This is a genomic window from Pseudomonas sp. BS3782 TE3695, assembly GCF_050435305.1.
Lineage (GTDB): Bacteria > Pseudomonadota > Gammaproteobacteria > Pseudomonadales > Pseudomonadaceae > Aquipseudomonas.
Window position 1 is genome coordinate 458,348 of the sequence record NZ_JBNDKB010000001.1, and the last position, 16,882, is coordinate 475,229.

Below are 16,882 nucleotides of genomic sequence, written 5' to 3' on the forward strand. Positions count from 1 at the left end.
TCGGGGATAGACATGTCAGTACAAGCCGGCAAACACAAAATCTATGTCCACGCAGAGCAAATGTGGGGGCTTGCTCGCGAAAGCGGCGTGCCAGGCAACATTGATGTCGACTGACACTCCCTCTTCGCGAGCAAGCCCGCTCCCACAGGGGTTTTGCGTTAGTGGAAGAGAACTGCAGTCTTCTGCAGCGTCACCCAAACACCCCATGCCAACGGAATGCCCACCACCAGCCACGCCGCTACCGCCAATGGCTTGGTGCCCGCATCCGCTTTCCATTCCAGTACGGTGCTGGCGTCAGCACCTTTGTCGTGGCCCAGCGCCTGTTCGGCCGCCAGTTCAGCGTCGGTCATGAAGTACTTGTCGGCCACCGGGCGAACCATCAGGTTGCACAGGAAACCCAGCACCAACAGGCCCGCGAGGATGTATAGGGTGATGTCGTAAGCCGCAGCGCGTTCAACGCCGATGCTCAGCTGATATTCACGCAGGTAGTTCACCAACACCGGCCCCAACACACCCGCCGCCGCCCACGCCGTCAGCAGACGACCGTGAATCGCGCCGACCATTTGCGTACCGAACAAGTCCGCCAGGTACGCTGGCACCGTCGCAAAACCACCGCCGTACATCGACAGGATGATGCAGAACGCCGCCACGAACAGCGCGACACTGCCCAGATGACCGAGGTTCGGGATCAACGCGTACAGCGCGAAACCGAGGGCGAAGAACACGAAGTAAGTATTTTTGCGCCCCAGGTAATCCGAGAACGAAGCCCAGAAGAACCGGCCACCAATGTTGAACAGGCTCAGCAAACCGGTGAAGCCGGCCGCAATCGCTGCGATCGAAGCCAGTTGCCCGGCATCCAGCTGACCAAACGTCTGGTCGGTGCCGAGCAGTTTACCGGCGAAGACTTCCTGCAACAGCGGCGAAGCCATGCCGAGGATGCCGATACCCGCCGAAACGTTCAGGCACAACACCAGCCATACCAGACGAAATTGCGGGGTTTTCCACGCCACATTCACGTGCACGTGACGGTGAGTGATCATCGAGTTCGAGGCTTTTTTCACCGGAGCAGTCCAGCCTTCAGGCTTCCAGCCGGTTGGCGGAACGCGGTAGGACAGCGCGCCACCGATCATGAACACGAAGTAGATCGCAGCCATCACCAGAAAGCTCTGCCATACGCCCACGCTGGTTGGCGAAGCGAAGTGCCCCATCAGCGCTGCAGCCAGTGGAGCGCCGACCATCGCGCCACCACCGAAGCCCATGATCGCCATGCCGGTCGCCATGCCACGCTTGTCCGGGAACCACTTGATCAGGGTCGAGACCGGCGAGATATAACCCAGGCCCAGGCCAATACCGCCAATGACCCCGGAGCCGATCCACATCAGCCAGATCTGGTGGGTATAGACCCCCAGCGCCGAAATCAGCAGACCGCCACACCAGCACAGTGCCGACACAACACCGGCCTTGCGAGGACCTGCGTGTTCCAGCCAGCCGCCCCAGATCGCGGCCGAGCAGCCGAGGAAGATGAAGAACAGGGTGTAGATCCAGCCGAGCATCGAGATCGGCCAGTCGCATTGAGACGAAAAGACCTGAGCGATGAAGCTCATGTCTGGCGCGCAAGTCACGGCCTTGGTGACGCCCAGGGCTTTGGACAACGGCAACCAAAACACCGAAAAGCCGTAGGCCATGCCGATGCACAGGTGGATGGCCAGAGCGGCCGGTGGTACCAGCCAACGGTTGAAACCGGGCCTGGCGATGATGCGCTCCTTGGACAGGAACGCGGGCTGGTCGGCTTTGATGCCGTCCGCCGTGATGCTCGTAGTCATGGTGTTTCCCCCAATTATTAGTATTGTTCGCCAGCCGTTCTTCACCCCCAGCCTTAATGCACGCAGGCATGACTTTTTTTAGGTGAAGCTCCATTTTGGTGCGACATCACGTCACAGAAGGGACGGACGAACGGGCAGAGGTTACCATTTGCAAGTGACAGAAAAACCAAACTGATATCACCTTTTTGTACGTCGTCTGATCTCGTACCACTGGACGAACATGTGTTCACCCGGCATTGAGCTGCCGAAGGCTGCGATCTTTTGACTTTCTCTTCAGGTTACAAAAGATCAAAAGATCGCAGCCTTCGGCAGCTCCTACGGGTCCGGATTAACTTTTCAAAGGAAGCGCCATGCCGATCATTGTCGAGCTGCTGAACCAAGCCACTTATCAGGATCAGCAAGATCTGCAGAAAATCTATCGCGACGCCCCGGACTGGCTGTTTGCGCCATTCACAGGCGATATGCAGTTGATCGAAGACTGCCTGCAGGAGGGTTCGTTGATCGCCGGACGATTCAACGATCGGCTGTTGGGTGCGGCACGCTTGCAACGGCACCAGGACGTCTGGCATCTGTCCCATTTATGCGTACGAAAAATCACCCGTCGCCGTGGCGTTGCCGAGCGTCTGGTGAACGAAGCGCAGAAAATGGCGTCGCAATCGGGCGCGACATTGCGGTTGTTGGCGCCTGCCGGGCACCTCGAAGCTCAAGCACTGGCGGCTAAGCTGAAGGTACCGCTGGATGAGCTGCCGACGTGATCGCTGACCGGTCAGCCACTTCGGAGCGCTATACTCCCCGGCTAAATTTCGAATTCGACTAATACAAGGACTCGCCCATGAAAGCGTTCGGCAAAATCCTGGGTCTGGTACTTCTCGGGCTGTTGCTGATCATTGTGGCGCTGGGCTTTGCCCTGACCCACCTCTTCGATCCCAACGACTATAAAGACGAGATTCGCCAGATTGCCCGCGACAAGGCCCACATCGAGCTGACGCTCAATGGCGATATCGGCTGGAGCCTGTTTCCCTGGCTGGGCCTGGAATTGCACGAAGCCAGCGTTGCGACCCTGGCCAAGCCTGCGGAACCATTCGCCGACTTGCAGATGCTCGGCCTGTCGGTCCGCGTGATTCCGTTGCTGCGCCGCGAAGTGCAGATGAGCGATGTGCGTGTCGAAGGCCTGAACCTGCGTCTCAATCGCGACAAGAATGGCCACGGCAATTGGGAAGACATCGGCAAGGCTCCGGCACCTGCCACACCGAGTACTTCCGCCACGCCGCCCGCCGCTGCCGGCGAACCGGCGCCAGCGACTACCGCTCAGGCAGAAAAACCGGCCCAGCCGATCCGCCTGGACATCGACAGCCTGACCGTCAACAACGCCCGCGTCGAATACAGAGACGAAAGAACCGGCAAGCAATTCAGCGCCGAAAGCATCCAGCTGAGCACTGGCCCGGTTCATGACTCGACCAACATCCCGGTCAAACTCACCGCGTTTCTCGGTACCAACCAACCGGTTCTGCGGGTACGGACCGAACTGGCCGGCGAGTTGCGTTTCGAGCGTGCGCTGCAGCGCTACAAATTCGAAGACATGAAACTCTCCGGCGAAGTCGCTGGCGATCCATTGCAAGGCAAGACCATGACCTTCGCCGCTCAAGGTCAATTGCTGTTGGACAGGGCCGCTAACGTCGCCGAATGGACCGGCATCAAGATCTCCGCCAACCAGCTGCGCGCCTTGGGTGAACTGAAGGCCAATGACCTGGACAAGACTCCGCAAATCAGCGGCGGCTTGTCGATTGCTCAATTCGATCTGGCGAAATTCATCGACAGCATCGGCCAGAAACTCCCGGCGATGGCCGAAGGCAGCCTGAGCAAAGTCGAGCTGGTGAGCCAGGTTGCCGGCACGCCGACCCGTTTGTCCCTCGACAACCTCAACCTGAAACTCGACGACAGCACTTTCAGCGGCCGCATTGCTGTCGAGGACTTCGCCAAGCAATCGCTGCGACTGAACCTGAAGGCTGACACCTTCAACGTCGATCGTTACTTGCCGCCAAAATCCGCCGAAGCCAACAGCGCGAAGCAGGTGCGTCAGGCCGAAGTGGCCAGCACCGAGAACGAGGCCATGGCTGGCGCGGGCAGTTCACCGCTGCCACCCTCACCGACCAAAGGCCCGTGGAGCACCGAGCGTCTGTTGCCGGTGGAACGTCTGAGCAAACTCGACGTGGACGCCGACCTGACCTTCGGCCAGCTGACCCTCGACAAACTGCCGATTCAGAATGCTGCCCTCAAGGCCACAGGCCTTGGCGGCCAGCTGACGCTGGAGAACCTGCGCGGTGACCTGTACGACGGCAACTTCGAAGCCAAAGGTACCCTGGACGTGCGCCAGCAAGTGCCGGCGCTGAATATGCAGACGCGCATCAGCAAAGTGCCTGTAGAAAAAATCCTCGAAAGCCAGGGGAAAAATCCCCCGGTTCAAGGCCTGGTTACGCTCGATAGCGCGCTGACCAGCAGCGGCAACAGCCAGAGCGTGCTGATCGATAACCTCAATGGCAACGCCAGTTTCGTCATCAATAACGGCGTGCTGCTCAATGCCAATCTTGAACAGCAACTGTGCAAAGGCATCGCCACCCTGAATCGCAAAACCCTCACCGGCGAACCACGGGGCAAGGACACACCGTTCGAAGAGCTCAAGGGCAACCTGACCTTCCACAACGGCGTGGCCAGTAACCCTGATCTGAAAGTGCGCATCCCCGGCATGACCGTCAACGGTAACGGCGACATCGACCTGCGAGTGCTGGGCATGGATTACCGTGTCGGCGTGATCGTCGAAGGCGACAAGAGCGACATGCCGGACCCGGCCTGCCAAGTCAGCGAGCGCTTCGTCGGCATCGAGTGGCCACTGCGCTGCCGTGGCCCGTTGGAACTGGGTGCCAAGGCTTGCCGTCTCGACAACGAACGCATGGGGCAAGTCGCAAGCAAACTGGCTGGCGAGCGGATCAGCGAAAAAATCGACGAGAAGCTTGGCGATAAAGTCAGCCCGGAGTTGAAAGACGCGCTCAAGGGGCTGTTCAAGCGATGAGAGCCGAGCAGTTTTCAACGGCGGTGCTGGATTGGTACGACCGCCACGGCCGCCACGATTTGCCTTGGCAGCAGGGCATCACCCCTTACCGGGTATGGGTCTCGGAAATCATGTTGCAGCAGACCCAGGTCAGCACTGTGCTGAACTACTTCGACCGTTTCATGGCGTCGTTGCCGACGGTCGAAGCCCTGGCCGCCGCGCCGGAAGACGAAGTACTGCACCTGTGGACCGGTCTCGGTTATTACACCCGCGCACGCAACTTGCAGAAGACCGCGAAGATTATCGTTGCCGAATATGGCGGCGAGTTTCCCCGTGACGTGGAAAAGCTCACTGATCTGCCGGGTATCGGCCTCTCCACCGCTGGCGCGATTGCCAGCCTGAGCATGGGCCTGCGGGCGCCGATCCTCGATGGCAACGTCAAACGGGTGCTGGCGCGCTTTACCGCGCAAGAGGGTTATCCGGGCGAGCCCAAGGTTGCCAAACAACTGTGGGCCAATGCTGAGCGCTTTACGCCACATGATCGGGTCAACGCCTACACCCAGGCGATGATGGATCTGGGCGCTACGCTCTGTACCCGCAGCAAACCGAGTTGCCTGCTCTGCCCGCTGGAAAAGGGCTGCGAGGCGCACATGCTGGGCCTGGAAACCCGCTACCCGATCCCCAAGCCACGCAAAGCCGTGCCACAGAAGCGCACGCTGATGCCGATGCTCGCCAATGGCGAAGGGGCGATTCTGCTTTACCGTCGCCCCTCCACGGGCCTTTGGGGCGGCCTCTGGAGCCTGCCGGAACTCGACGACCTCGACGACCTGCAACATCTGGCTTCGCAGCACTCGCTGGAACTGGGCAGCCAACAGGCACTGCCGAGCCTGGTGCACACCTTCAGCCACTTTCAGTTATCCATCGAACCCTGGCTGGTTCAAGTCCAGGAAGCCGGCCATCACGTGGCCGAGGCCGACTGGCTCTGGTATAACCTCGCCACCCCGCCGCGCCTGGGCCTTGCCGCCCCGGTCAAAACCTTGCTCGAACGCGCGGCTGCCGTATTGAACGCAGGAGAGTCGTCATGACCCGCACCATCATGTGCCGCAAGTACAAAGAAGAACTGCCCGCCCTGGAACGCGCTCCATTTCCGGGCGCCAAGGGCCAGGATATTTTTGACCACGTCTCGGCCAAGGCCTGGGCCGACTGGCAGAAACACCAGACCCTGCTCATCAACGAAAAACGCCTGAACATGATGAACGCCGAAGACCGCAAATATCTTCAAGGCGAGATGGACAAGTTCTTTTCCGGCGAGGAATACGCCAAGGCCGAAGGCTACGTTCCGCCGGCTGAATAATCCCGCTTTCCCGGGGGTCGGATCGTAAGCGACGGTAATAATTAAATATTTTTTGAAAACTTGCTTGACGACCCCCTGAAAAACCCGTTTAATGCGCCCCGTTGCCCAGATAGCTCAGTCGGTAGAGCAGGGGATTGAAAATCCCCGTGTCGGCGGTTCGATTCCGTCTCTGGGCACCAAATACCGAAAACCCTGAATCGCAAGATTCAGGGTTTTTTTATGTCTGCGATTTGATCAGGCGCGATTTCAGGCTGTCATCTACGACTTGCTCCTACAATCGGAAGACTTAAAACCGCGGCACGTTTGCGCTTTAATGCCTAGTATTTCTCTTCTGAAAAGGACAGAAGCCCATGGCATCCGTGACCAAGCAACAAAAGCGAGCCAAACGCGCCAAGGTAAAAGCCAAGCAACAGCGCGTAGCCCGAAGCATTCACCACCCTGCCCTGTTCGACGATTTGTCTGATGAACCAGATACCTATCCGGCTGAGTTCTTCGAAACTCTGTTTACCCAATTTCATGAAGCGGAAAACCAAAGCCGCAAAGCGCTGTTTGTCGCGCTATTCATCGCTCTGGCCGATGTCATATCGGCAGCCCCCGACCTTCAACAGGAACTGGTCGAGACGGGCGATGCTTCCGAATCGATGGCGATGCTCAGTCAATCCTTTTTGATTGATTATCGGGAGTGGGCTTATGGCGCCACAGAGGCCGAAACCCTGGAATGGCTTACCAGGCCTGATGTACTTGATGATTTCAATCTGGCCGCGGAAGAAGCGGTTGCCGAGTTGGCAGCAAATCTATCCAAAGACGACGAATAGTCCCGCTCGTTACGGACAAACCGAACAGGTGATGCCTCGCACTCATACTCGAAGCTCTGCACAACTGTATTGCCCACAAGGAAGAAATCAGGCGATTTACACAAAGGCCGATGGATTCCAAAGCCCGAACCAAGCATCTTTATCTAGACAAACTTTAGTCAAACTAAAGACAAACTCCGCCGCCGAGCCGAGTACCGTCTCCGGGACACCAAAACCCTGAATCGCAAGATTCAGGGTTTTTTTATGTCTGCGATTTGATCAGGCATCGCGCAAGTCGTTTCTCTTCGGCTAGTTTTCACTGCCCCAATGGAAGACCAGATTACGCGCATCACCACTTCCTACCTCCGCCGTATCACGCCGCTCCTCACCATTGCGTGTCGCGACGACCGTGTACTTGCCAGGTGGCAGCTGTACGTAAACCAGCGGTCCGGCCTCACTCAGGGTCAGCACGGGCTGCCCCGGGTCTTTCTGAATGACCAGATTCACATCCGGAACATATTTGTTCTCCACACCGGTAGAGAAGGTCATGTGCAGGTTGTAGCCCTTTGTTTGCTGGATAGCTTTAGCCTCATCCTCTCCGATACCGCCAGACAGGTAGGTAATCCCGTTTTGCTGTTGCTGCTGGACTTGCACGCCTGAGGGATCGATCGGTTCAAGACTGGCGGCATTAAGCACGATTGGAAACAGTAATACGCCGACAGCAGCGATGGGCAGCATGAATGAATGGACGTACTTCATGATGGCGACTCCCGGGTTGCATAGAACCCAATCGTTACTCTTTTTTAGATTTGTTGCTGAATGTTCAAGTTTTAGATCGATTAGCGCTTGGGCTAACTGCGAATCGGACTACGTGATGTGCTCCTCATGCATGGGCTGTCGTCGGCCCGGTCCTGCAAAACAAATTCTCCTTTCCTTCCGATTTACCAGCCGCGCCCGGCATCGCGGCCCCTCACTCTCTTGCCATCCTCTTCCGCCTGTTTCCTTCAGCCGCGGAAAATCTCATGAATCCTCTCAAACCCGGTAACACTCAAGATCCACAAATCACTTCGCTGCTCGGCAATCTTGGCGAATTGATCCGCGAAGCGCGTCAGAAGGTGCTGCGAGCGGTCGATACCGTTCAGGTGCAAACCTGTTGGCAGATCGGACGGCATATTGTGGAGTTCGAGCAGGAAGGCGCTCGGCGGGCGGTGTATGGCAAGCAGTTGCTGTCGACGCTGGCGAAAGTACTGACGGAGCAATTTGGGAAAGGTTTCGACGCTTCCAACCTTCGCTACATGCGCCTGTTCTACCAAGCATTCCCAATTCGTGACGCACTGCGTCACGAATTGAGCTGGACCCATTACCGCAGGCTGCTGCGAGTCGACAACGACAACGCTCGCCACTGGTACATGAACGAATCCGCTCTGCAGAACTGGTCAAGTCGCGCCCTCGAGCGCCAAATCAATACCCTCTATTACGAACGCCTGCTGGCGAGCCGCGACCGGGCTGGCGTCAAACAGGAAGCCGACACCAACATCCAGCAAATGAACGCCAGCCCTCGGGAATTCATCCGTGACCCCGTGCTACTGGAGTTTCTCGGCCTGCCCAATGCGGGCTTGGTCCAGGAAAGCGAACTTGAACAAGCCTTGATCGATCAACTCCAGGGCTTCCTGCTCGAACTGGGCAAAGGCTTCGCCTTCATCGCTCGCCAGCAACGCATCAGTACCGAGAGCAAAGACTTCTACATCGATCTGGTGTTCTACAACTACCTGCTCAAGTGCTTCGTCATCTTCGACCTCAAGCGCGGCGTACTGACCCACCAGGATGTCGGCCAGATGGACATGTACGTGCGCATGTACGACGACCTCAAGCGCGGACCGGAGGATAGTCCCACCGTCGGCCTCATTCTCTGCGCACAGAAAGATGAATCGGTGGTGCGCTATTCAGTGCTGCAAGGCAATGAACAACTATTTGCCAGTACCTACCGGCTGGTGCTGCCGAGCGAGGAGGAACTTCGCACAGAACTGGATCGGGAATGGGCGGTGCTTGAGGAGCGGTTGCTCAAGCAGAGGCTCCGATAAGCGCGGGTGGATTGTTCATGCACTGCGCGAAGACTATCGTTGGCAGCTACCCGCAAGCATCAGCGACGATCCTTACGGTACGATTCCAGCCATCGAACGGTTGCTGGGTTACTTCACCAACAGCACGAACAGCCACCTGCGAATCGCCCCCGCAGACATCGATGAACAAGAAGTCGGACATTTCGCCTTTTTTCGTAGCGCATACCAAGCCACACTATGGCCTATTGCTCTGTCCTGGCTGCGAACCGGCGAGCTGGCCCCCGACACAGCCGGGCGGCGAGTGCCACGCAGTTGATGGACGCGCCCTTTCAACGAATTACGGAACGACGCCCATGGCCTCCGCCAACAAGCAGAACAAACGCGCCACACGCGCCAAAGCCAAGGCCAAGCAGAACCGCACCCAACGGGCCGCCGCGCCGGTCGAGCTGGACCCGAACGACGACCGCATCGACTTCGAATCGGTGGATCTGACTGACCTGTTCAAAGAAATGATCGACGCGCAAAAGATCAGCCAGCAAGCCATGTGCAGGGCCTTCCTTGAACACCCGCTGCTCGCGTTGGTGCTGGAGCAGGAAGGCGAAGAAACAGCGACAGACTTTATCGTCGCCGCGCTGATCGAGTATCGCCAATGGTCCACCGAAGTGGACGAAGCCGGCGCACTGGCGTGGATCGAATCCCCAGCCTTCCAGGCTGACTACGTGGCGGCGTCCGACGCCATCGCAGCCCAAAACCAACAGAAATCGAACTGAGTTCCCATGGCCTCTCTGAACAAGCAACACAAACGCGCCAAACGCGCCAAGACCAAAGCCAAACAAATCAACATCCACGGCAGAAAACCCGCCGCACTCGATGATGACCTGGGCGAAATCGGCGAGCCGATCCCGGAATACACCCTGGCGATGTTCACCAAAATGCGTGATGCAGAAGCCACCAGCCGCAACGACATGCTGCTGACCCTGCTGTCGAACCTCGCCGAAATCATCAGCGATCATCCAGAACTGCTGGACATGGAAAACGCCGACAACGAAGCCATGGCCGCCACACATTTGGCCGCCGACATGCTGATCGACTACCGCATGTGGGCTGATGGCATGGACCGCGACGCCGCCCAGGCCTGGCTGACCGATCCGCAGTTCATCACCGATTTTGGCGATGCGCTGGACAGTTATCGTCAGTCGCTGGATGCCCAGGAAGAAAAGACCGAATAAACGCCGGTGTTAAGCCGTAACACGATCTGTAGTTTTGCGCTGTTGCTTGATTAGAAACAAAAACGGCCGCTTGTCATCACTGACAGCGGCCGTTTTGCGTTACGCGGTACGAATCAACTCAACACCACCGCGCCCACTTTCTGCAGCTTGCGACGGCGAGCCACAAACAACCCGGCAGCCACTACCAACAGGCTCAGCAAACCGGTCGCGAGAATCTCCGCTCGATGGGCTTCCTGGAACAGCATGATGGTCAAGGCCGCGACAATAAATACGATCACTGCGTAGGTCAGGCCCGGGAACAGCCACATGCTGAAGGCGATTTTTTCACCGCGAGCCATACGCTGTTTGCGCATACGCAGTTGCGAAATCGCGATCACCAGATACACCAGCAACGCGATGGCGCCCGAACTGGCCAGCAAGAATTCGAACACAGCGGCCGGGGCCACGTAGTTGGCGAATACTGCAAGAAACGCGGCAGCGGTCGACAGCATCACGGCCCAGTAAGGTGTGCCGCTGCTGTTGGTGCGCTGGGAAACGGCCGGCGCATCGCCGCGTTTGCCCAACGAGAACATCATGCGCGAAGCAGTGTAGAGCGCCGAGTTCAGGCAGCTGGTTACAGCAACCAGAACCACGATATCGACGATCAGCTTGGCATTCGGGATACCCATGCGCTCCAGCACGGTCTGGTAGGAACCAACGCTGGCCAGAACCGGATCATTCCATGGCACCAGAGCCACGACGATGAAGATCGATACGAGATAGAACAAGCCGATCCGCCAGATCACCGAGTTGGTGGCCTTGGAAATTTGCTTGCCTGGATTCTTCGACTCCGCAGCCGCGATGGTCACGATCTCGGTGCCCATGAAGGAAAACATAGTGGTCAGAATGGCACCCAGCACAGCGCCCATGCCGTTTGGCAAGAAGCCTTGCGTGTCAAACAAATGCGACACGCCGCTGACCTGGCTGGTCGGCAGGAAGCCGAAAATCGCCAGAATGCCAAGACCGATAAAGCCGATGATCGCTATGACTTTGACCAGGGCGAACCAGAACTCGAACTCACCATAGTTCTTTACACTGAACAGGTTGGTTACGGTCAGCAGCAAGGTGATAACCAAGGTGAAGGCCCAGATCGCCACATCCGGGAACCAGGCATGCAGAATGGACGCGGCAGCGATAGCCTCCAGCGGGATGACCAAAACCCAGAACCACCAGTAGAGCCAGCCGATAGTGAAACCGGCCCAGTGACCGATCGCGCGATCGGCGTACGTCGAGAAGGAACCTGTATCTGGCGATGCAACGGCCATCTCGCCGAGCATTCGCATGACCAGCACCACGAGGGCACCGGCGGTCGCGTAAGCCAGCAGCACGGCCGGGCCGGCAGCGGCAATGGCGTGTCCGGAGCCGACGAACAGGCCGGCGCCGATAACCCCGGCGATTGACAGCATGGTTACATGACGCGGTTTTAGCCCTTGTTCAAGGCCATTGGAGGAGCTTTGGCTACTGCTCATTAAAACTACCTTTGCAAGGAAAGCGATTACATCGCCCCACCTGACTCGTAAAAAGAATCCAACAGGGCGTTTCTTATTCTGCACGCAATAATTACGCCAAAATGTTTCACGCGCCCGGCACCCGGGGCCTGCACGCTGATTGGGCAGTTATCGCAAGTCATTGAGATCAATGGCATTTCGCCAGAACGTTACTCTGCCACCCACTTCAGTAACGAATCTGCGCACCAAAAACACATCAAGAAATACAGGTCCGCACAATAAAAGTGCAGATCAGGAACGTTTGTCCGGTTAACGCTTCCAACACCCCGACAAAGCTGGCAACATCGCGCCTTTTTTTACGCGACAGCCACGTCCAAACGTGTTCAAACGGCTGTTCGGTTGTTGATGGGGCGACAGTCTGCTGTGCCGATGCGACAACCTGCCACATGCCACCCGTTTACCGTCCATAGCGCTGTTGGCTGCCATTCGAACGCTATGCTAGCTTGGCCGCCTCGCCAGGAAGGCCGCCAATAGCAGGAGCGCAAAACACTATGAGGAACGCACATGGCTGAGGCCACGCCCGCGCTTGAAATCCGCAACTTGCACAAACGCTACGGACAGCTTGAGGTGCTCAAAGGCATCTCGCTGACCGCCCGCGACGGCGATGTGATCTCGATCCTGGGTTCCTCCGGTTCCGGCAAGTCCACGTTCCTGCGTTGCATCAACCTGCTGGAAAACCCGCATCAGGGCCAGATCCTGGTCGCCGGCGAAGAACTCAAGCTCAAAGCCGCCAAGAACGGCGAACTGGTCGCTGCCGACGGCAAGCAGATCAATCGCCTGCGCAGCGAGATCGGTTTTGTATTTCAAAACTTTAATCTCTGGCCGCACATGAGCGTGCTCGACAACATCATCGAAGCCCCGCGCCGCGTACTCGGACAAAGTAAGGCCGAAGCCATTGAAGTCGCCGAAGCCTTGCTGGCCAAGGTCGGCATCGCTGACAAGCGCCATGCTTACCCGGCACAACTCTCCGGCGGCCAGCAGCAACGCGCGGCCATCGCCCGCACCCTGGCGATGCAGCCCAAGGTCATTCTGTTCGACGAACCCACCTCCGCCCTTGACCCGGAAATGGTCCAGGAAGTACTTAATGTCATCCGCGCATTGGCCGAAGAAGGCCGCACCATGCTGCTCGTGACCCATGAAATGGGCTTTGCCCGTCAGGTTTCCAGCGAAGTGGTGTTCCTTCACCAAGGCCTGGTCGAAGAACAAGGATCGCCGCAGCAGGTGTTCGAAAACCCGCTTTCGGCACGCTGCAAACAATTCATGTCCAGCAACCGCTAACGGAGCTACCCGCATGCAGAACTACAAAAAAATCTTCCTGGCCGCTGCTGTCACCCTGGCTTTCAGCGCCGGTGCCGCCGCCGAGACCTTGAAGATGGGCATCGAAGCGGCCTACCCGCCGTTCAACAACAAAGATGCCAGTGGCAATGTCGTCGGCTTCGACAGAGAAATCGGTGATGCCCTGTGCGCCAAGATGAAAGTCGAGTGCACCGTGGTCACGTCCGACTGGGACGGCATCATCCCGGCCCTGAACGCCAAGAAGTTCGACTTCCTGATCTCCTCGATGTCGATCACTGATGAGCGCAAGCAAGCAGTGGACTTCACCGCACCGTACTACTCCAACAAGTTGCAGTTCATCGCACCGAAAAACGTCGACTTCAAAACCGACAAGGAGTCATTGCAGGGCAAAGTGATCGGCGCCCAACGCGCGACCCTGGCCGGCACCTGGCTGGAAGACAACATGGAAGGCGTCGAAATCAAACTCTACGACACCCAGGAAAACGCCTATCTGGACCTGACTTCGGGACGTCTGGACGCCATCCTCGCCGACAAATACGTCAACTACGAATGGCTGAAAAGCGACGCCGGCCGGGCTTACGAATTCAAGGGCGACCCGGTGGAAGAAAGCGACAAGATCGGTATCGCTGTGCGCAAGGACGACCCGATTCGCGAGAAGCTGGACGCTGCGCTGAAAGAAATCGTCGCTGACGGCACCTACAAAAAGATCAACGACAAGTACTTCCCGTTCAGCATCTATTGATTCTGAGCTGCCTGACCGGCGCCGTTTTCTGACGGTGTCGGTCCTTCGCCTTGCCTGCCGCGATTTGAAAAGAAATCCATGATTATCGACCTCTACGGATTCGGCCCGGCGCTCGCCGCTGGTGCGCTGATGACTGTGAAACTGGCACTCTCGGCCTTGTGCCTGGGGCTGGTGCTCGGTCTGCTCGGCGCCTTGGCCAAGACTTCCCCGTACAAGCCGCTGCAATGGCTTGGCGGCACTTATTCCACGCTGGTTCGCGGCATCCCGGAATTGCTCTGGGTGCTGTTGATCTACTTCGGCACAGTCAACCTGATGCGTGCCTTGGGCGAGTTTTTCGGCAACCCCGACCTCGAACTCAACGCCTTCGCCGCCGGCGTGATTGCGCTGGGACTATGCTTCGGCGCCTACGCCACGGAAGTGTTTCGCGGTGCGATTCTGGCGATCCCAAAGGGTCACCGTGAAGCCGGCGTGGCCCTGGGTCTGTCGAAATTTCGCATCTTCACCCGGCTGATCATGCCGCAGATGTGGCGCATCGCCCTGCCGGGCCTGGGCAACCTGTTCATGATTCTGATGAAAGACACCGCGTTGGTCTCTGTCATCGGCCTGGAAGAAATCATGCGTCACACACAAATCGGCGTGACCATCTCCAAGCAACCGTTCACCTTCTACATGGTGGCCGCCTTCATGTATCTGGGCCTGACCATTCTGGCCATGACCGGCATGCACTTTATGGAACGACGCGCCGCTCGCGGCTTCGCGAGGAGCACCCAATGAACTGGGAAGTCATCATCAAGTGGCTGCCAAAACTGGCTCAGGGCGCGACGCTGACTCTGGAACTGGTGGCTATCGCCGTGATCGCCGGATTGCTGCTGGCGATTCCGCTGGGCATCGCTCGTTCGTCGCGACTCTGGTATGTGCGGGCATTCCCCTACGGCTACATCTTCTTTTTCCGTGGTACACCGTTGCTGGTTCAGCTGTTTCTGGTCTATTACGGCCTGGCACAGTTCGACGCGGTGCGTAACAGCTCGATGTGGCCGTACCTGCGCAGTCCGTTCTGGTGCGCCACGGCGACCATGACCCTGCACACCGCGGCCTACATCGCCGAGATCCTGCGCGGCGCGATCCAGGCCATTCCACCGGGCGAGATTGAAGCGGCGCGAGCGCTGGGTATGTCCCGGGCCAAAGCGCTGTTTTACATCATGCTGCCGCGTGCGGCGCGCATCGGCCTGCCGGCCTACAGCAATGAAGTGATCCTGATGCTCAAGGCCAGTGCCCTGGCCAGCACCGTGACCTTGCTGGAATTGACCGGCATGGCTCGCACCATCATCGCTCGCACCTACTTGCCGGTGGAGATCTTCTTCGCCGCGGGCATGTTCTATCTGCTGATGGCTTACGTGCTGGTTCGTGGCTTCAAGCTGCTGGAGCGCTGGCTGCGCGTCGATGCCTGCCAAGGGCGTTGATGCCTGCGTGCTGACGGGCGAGGCCCTGCTCGCCCGTTTCACCGCGTTGGATGCTTTTCTGATCGAGCATCAAGCGCTGTGGAAGCCTCGACCGTTTACCCATCTGCAATTGCCTTGGGAAACGTCCTACCCAGAGTTGGCGTTTTGGCTACGCGGCCGATCGCTGGAGGATGCGGAAAGCAGTCATAACCAACCTTGTTTGCTCGATGCACCGGAGCCGTTTGCTTCATTGGCGGCGATGTCTGCTGAACTGAGCGCGGTGGATGAATTACCGGCTCGCGAACTTGAAGCGGCAAGTCCTCGCTTGAATGTGGATGTGCCGGGACGTAAATGGCAGCAGATTGAAGCGTTCGCCGGTCGCCTGCAATTTGCTCATGCACCGACACATTGGCTGGATTGGTGTTCGGGCAAGGGCCATTTGGGGCGGCGCCTGTTGCAAACCGGGCAACAACTGACCTGCCTGGAGTTCGACCCGATGCTGGTCGCCAGCGGCCAGGCACTCAGCCAGCGTCATCAATTGCATGCGCTGCATGTCGAGCAGGATGTGCTCGCCCCTGACGCAGCCTCTTGGTTGAATGCCGATCAAACGCCCGTAGCGCTGCACGCCTGCGGTGATCTGCATGTGCGACTGATCCAGCTCGCCAGCGCCGCCGGTTGCAAACAACTGGCCATCGCACCGTGCTGCTATAACCGGATCAATCTGGACACCTATCAGTCGCTTTCCTGCGCGGCTGAGCGCTCCGATCTCCATCTCTCCCTTGATGATCTTGCGCTACCAATGAGCGAAACCGTCACCGCCGGCGCTCGCGTCCGACGCCAGCGCGACACCTCCATGGCCCGGCGCCTGGCGTTCGACTTGCTGCAACGGCAACTGCGCGGCGTCGACGAATACCTGCCAACCCCTTCCCTGCCCAGCGCCTGGCTGGACAAGTCTTTCGCCGATTACTGCCGCGATCTGGCAGCACTCAAAGACTTATCCACAGTCGGCGCGCCAGATTGGACTACACTCGAAACCGCCGGTTGGCAGCGATTGGCTGAAGTGCGCAATCTGGAGCTGCTGCGAGGTCTTTTCCGACGGCCGCTGGAGCTGTGGCTGGTACTTGATCGGGCACTTTTCCTCATTGAACAGGGTTACGTCGTTCGCCTCGGCACCTTCTGTGAAACCCCACTCACACCGCGCAATTTCCTACTCCTTGCAGAACGTCCTTAAATAGCCACAGCCTGTGGATAACTCTGTTGATGGAATTATCATGGATCCAATATCCACGCTGTTTTACGCCTTAAACACTACTGATCATTTTTTGTTCACACCAATAAAAAAGCCAAAAAACAGGCATTTGCGGACAAATGAGAACGAGTTCACAAAATCGTAATGAGCAGGCCATCGCCCTTGCCCGATTGTGCATAAGCATTTAATCAAAACGACATAACCGCCGAACACCGGACATCCATAGCGGAAAATTGCGCCTTGCAACGTCCCTTGCTATACACGCATACAAGGACGCTGACAGTGCGGCCATGAACAAGAAAA

The 16,882-nt window shown here is 57.9% G+C and carries 16 protein-coding genes, 1 tRNA gene and 1 pseudogene; 15 read left to right on the forward strand and 3 right to left on the reverse strand.

Annotated features, from left to right (window positions below; translation table 11 throughout):
• Positions 1–158: 158 nt before the first annotated feature.
• A complete protein-coding gene (locus ABH909_RS02025; protein ID WP_429430105.1) occupies positions 159–1,823 on the reverse strand; it encodes an OFA family MFS transporter in 1,665 nt (554 codons plus the stop codon).
• A 350-nt stretch (positions 1,824–2,173) separates the two neighbouring features.
• On the opposite strand from ABH909_RS02025, the gene ABH909_RS02030 reads away from it, so the two are divergent.
• From ABH909_RS02030 to ABH909_RS02055, 6 genes are all read left to right on the forward strand, one after another.
• Positions 2,174–2,578: an acetyl-CoA sensor PanZ family protein gene (locus tag ABH909_RS02030; protein ID WP_429430107.1), complete on the forward strand. Its 405-nt coding sequence runs from the start codon at positions 2,174–2,176 to the stop codon at positions 2,576–2,578.
• Positions 2,579–2,655: 77 nt separating this feature from the next.
• Positions 2,656–4,890 carry an AsmA family protein gene (locus ABH909_RS02035; RefSeq protein ID WP_429430109.1) on the forward strand — a complete coding sequence of 745 codons (2,235 nt, stop codon included), beginning with the start codon at positions 2,656–2,658 and terminating at the stop codon, positions 4,888–4,890.
• Complete coding sequence (gene mutY / locus ABH909_RS02040) at positions 4,887–5,954, forward strand: A/G-specific adenine glycosylase (protein ID WP_429430111.1); 1,068 nt, start codon at positions 4,887–4,889, stop codon at positions 5,952–5,954. The genes ABH909_RS02035 and mutY overlap by 4 nt, the downstream gene beginning before the upstream one ends.
• Entirely contained in the window at positions 5,951–6,223 is a 273-nt protein-coding gene (locus tag ABH909_RS02045) for an oxidative damage protection protein (RefSeq protein ID WP_007897448.1), read from the forward strand. Before mutY ends, ABH909_RS02045 begins: the two co-directional genes overlap by 4 nt.
• A 103-nt stretch (positions 6,224–6,326) precedes the next feature.
• Positions 6,327–6,402 (forward strand) — tRNA-Phe (locus ABH909_RS02050).
• 171 nt (positions 6,403–6,573) lie between these two features.
• Positions 6,574–7,038 carry a hypothetical protein gene (locus ABH909_RS02055; protein ID WP_429430113.1) on the forward strand — a complete coding sequence of 155 codons (465 nt, stop codon included), beginning with the start codon at positions 6,574–6,576 and terminating at the stop codon, positions 7,036–7,038.
• 288 nt (positions 7,039–7,326) lie between these two features.
• Here ABH909_RS02055 and ABH909_RS02060 read toward each other — a convergent pair whose 3' ends face one another.
• Positions 7,327–7,776: a carboxypeptidase regulatory-like domain-containing protein gene (locus ABH909_RS02060; RefSeq protein WP_429430115.1), complete on the reverse strand. Its 450-nt coding sequence runs from the start codon at positions 7,774–7,776 to the stop codon at positions 7,327–7,329.
• A 263-nt stretch (positions 7,777–8,039) separates the two neighbouring features.
• On the opposite strand from ABH909_RS02060, the gene ABH909_RS02065 reads away from it, so the two are divergent.
• From ABH909_RS02065 to ABH909_RS02080, 4 genes and pseudogenes are all read left to right on the forward strand, one after another.
• Positions 8,040–9,098, forward strand: a complete 1,059-nt coding sequence (locus ABH909_RS02065; protein ID WP_429430117.1) for a PDDEXK nuclease domain-containing protein — start codon at positions 8,040–8,042, stop codon at positions 9,096–9,098.
• Positions 9,099–9,144: 46 nt separating this feature from the next.
• Positions 9,145–9,393, forward strand: a pseudogene (locus ABH909_RS02070) (alpha/beta hydrolase); the annotation flags it as partial.
• 37 nt (positions 9,394–9,430) lie between these two features.
• On the forward strand, positions 9,431–9,847 hold the full coding sequence (locus ABH909_RS02075) for a hypothetical protein (protein WP_429430119.1): 417 nt from the start codon (positions 9,431–9,433) through the stop codon (positions 9,845–9,847).
• Positions 9,848–9,853: 6 nt separating this feature from the next.
• A complete protein-coding gene (locus tag ABH909_RS02080; protein WP_429430121.1) occupies positions 9,854–10,306 on the forward strand; it encodes a hypothetical protein in 453 nt (150 codons plus the stop codon).
• A gap of 113 nt (positions 10,307–10,419) precedes the next feature.
• Here ABH909_RS02080 and gabP read toward each other — a convergent pair whose 3' ends face one another.
• On the reverse strand, positions 10,420–11,814 hold the full coding sequence (gene gabP / locus ABH909_RS02085; RefSeq protein ID WP_429430122.1) for a GABA permease: 1,395 nt from the start codon (positions 11,812–11,814) through the stop codon (positions 10,420–10,422).
• Positions 11,815–12,357: 543 nt separating this feature from the next.
• On the opposite strand from gabP, the gene ABH909_RS02090 reads away from it, so the two are divergent.
• From ABH909_RS02090 to ABH909_RS02110, 5 genes are all read left to right on the forward strand, one after another.
• Entirely contained in the window at positions 12,358–13,131 is a 774-nt protein-coding gene (locus ABH909_RS02090) for an ABC transporter ATP-binding protein (protein WP_007897462.1), read from the forward strand.
• Positions 13,132–13,144: 13 nt separating this feature from the next.
• Complete coding sequence (locus ABH909_RS02095; RefSeq protein WP_429430124.1) at positions 13,145–13,891, forward strand: ABC transporter substrate-binding protein; 747 nt, start codon at positions 13,145–13,147, stop codon at positions 13,889–13,891.
• Positions 13,892–13,969: 78 nt separating this feature from the next.
• The gene (locus ABH909_RS02100; protein ID WP_008068748.1) at positions 13,970–14,665 is read left to right on the forward strand and encodes an ABC transporter permease; all 696 of its coding nucleotides are present in this window, start codon (positions 13,970–13,972) and stop codon (positions 14,663–14,665) included.
• Entirely contained in the window at positions 14,662–15,351 is a 690-nt protein-coding gene (locus ABH909_RS02105) for an ABC transporter permease (RefSeq protein WP_123498398.1), read from the forward strand. The genes ABH909_RS02100 and ABH909_RS02105 overlap by 4 nt, the downstream gene beginning before the upstream one ends.
• A complete protein-coding gene (locus ABH909_RS02110; protein WP_429430126.1) occupies positions 15,332–16,561 on the forward strand; it encodes a methyltransferase in 1,230 nt (409 codons plus the stop codon). The genes ABH909_RS02105 and ABH909_RS02110 overlap by 20 nt, the downstream gene beginning before the upstream one ends.
• The last annotated feature ends 321 nt before the right edge of the window (positions 16,562–16,882 follow it).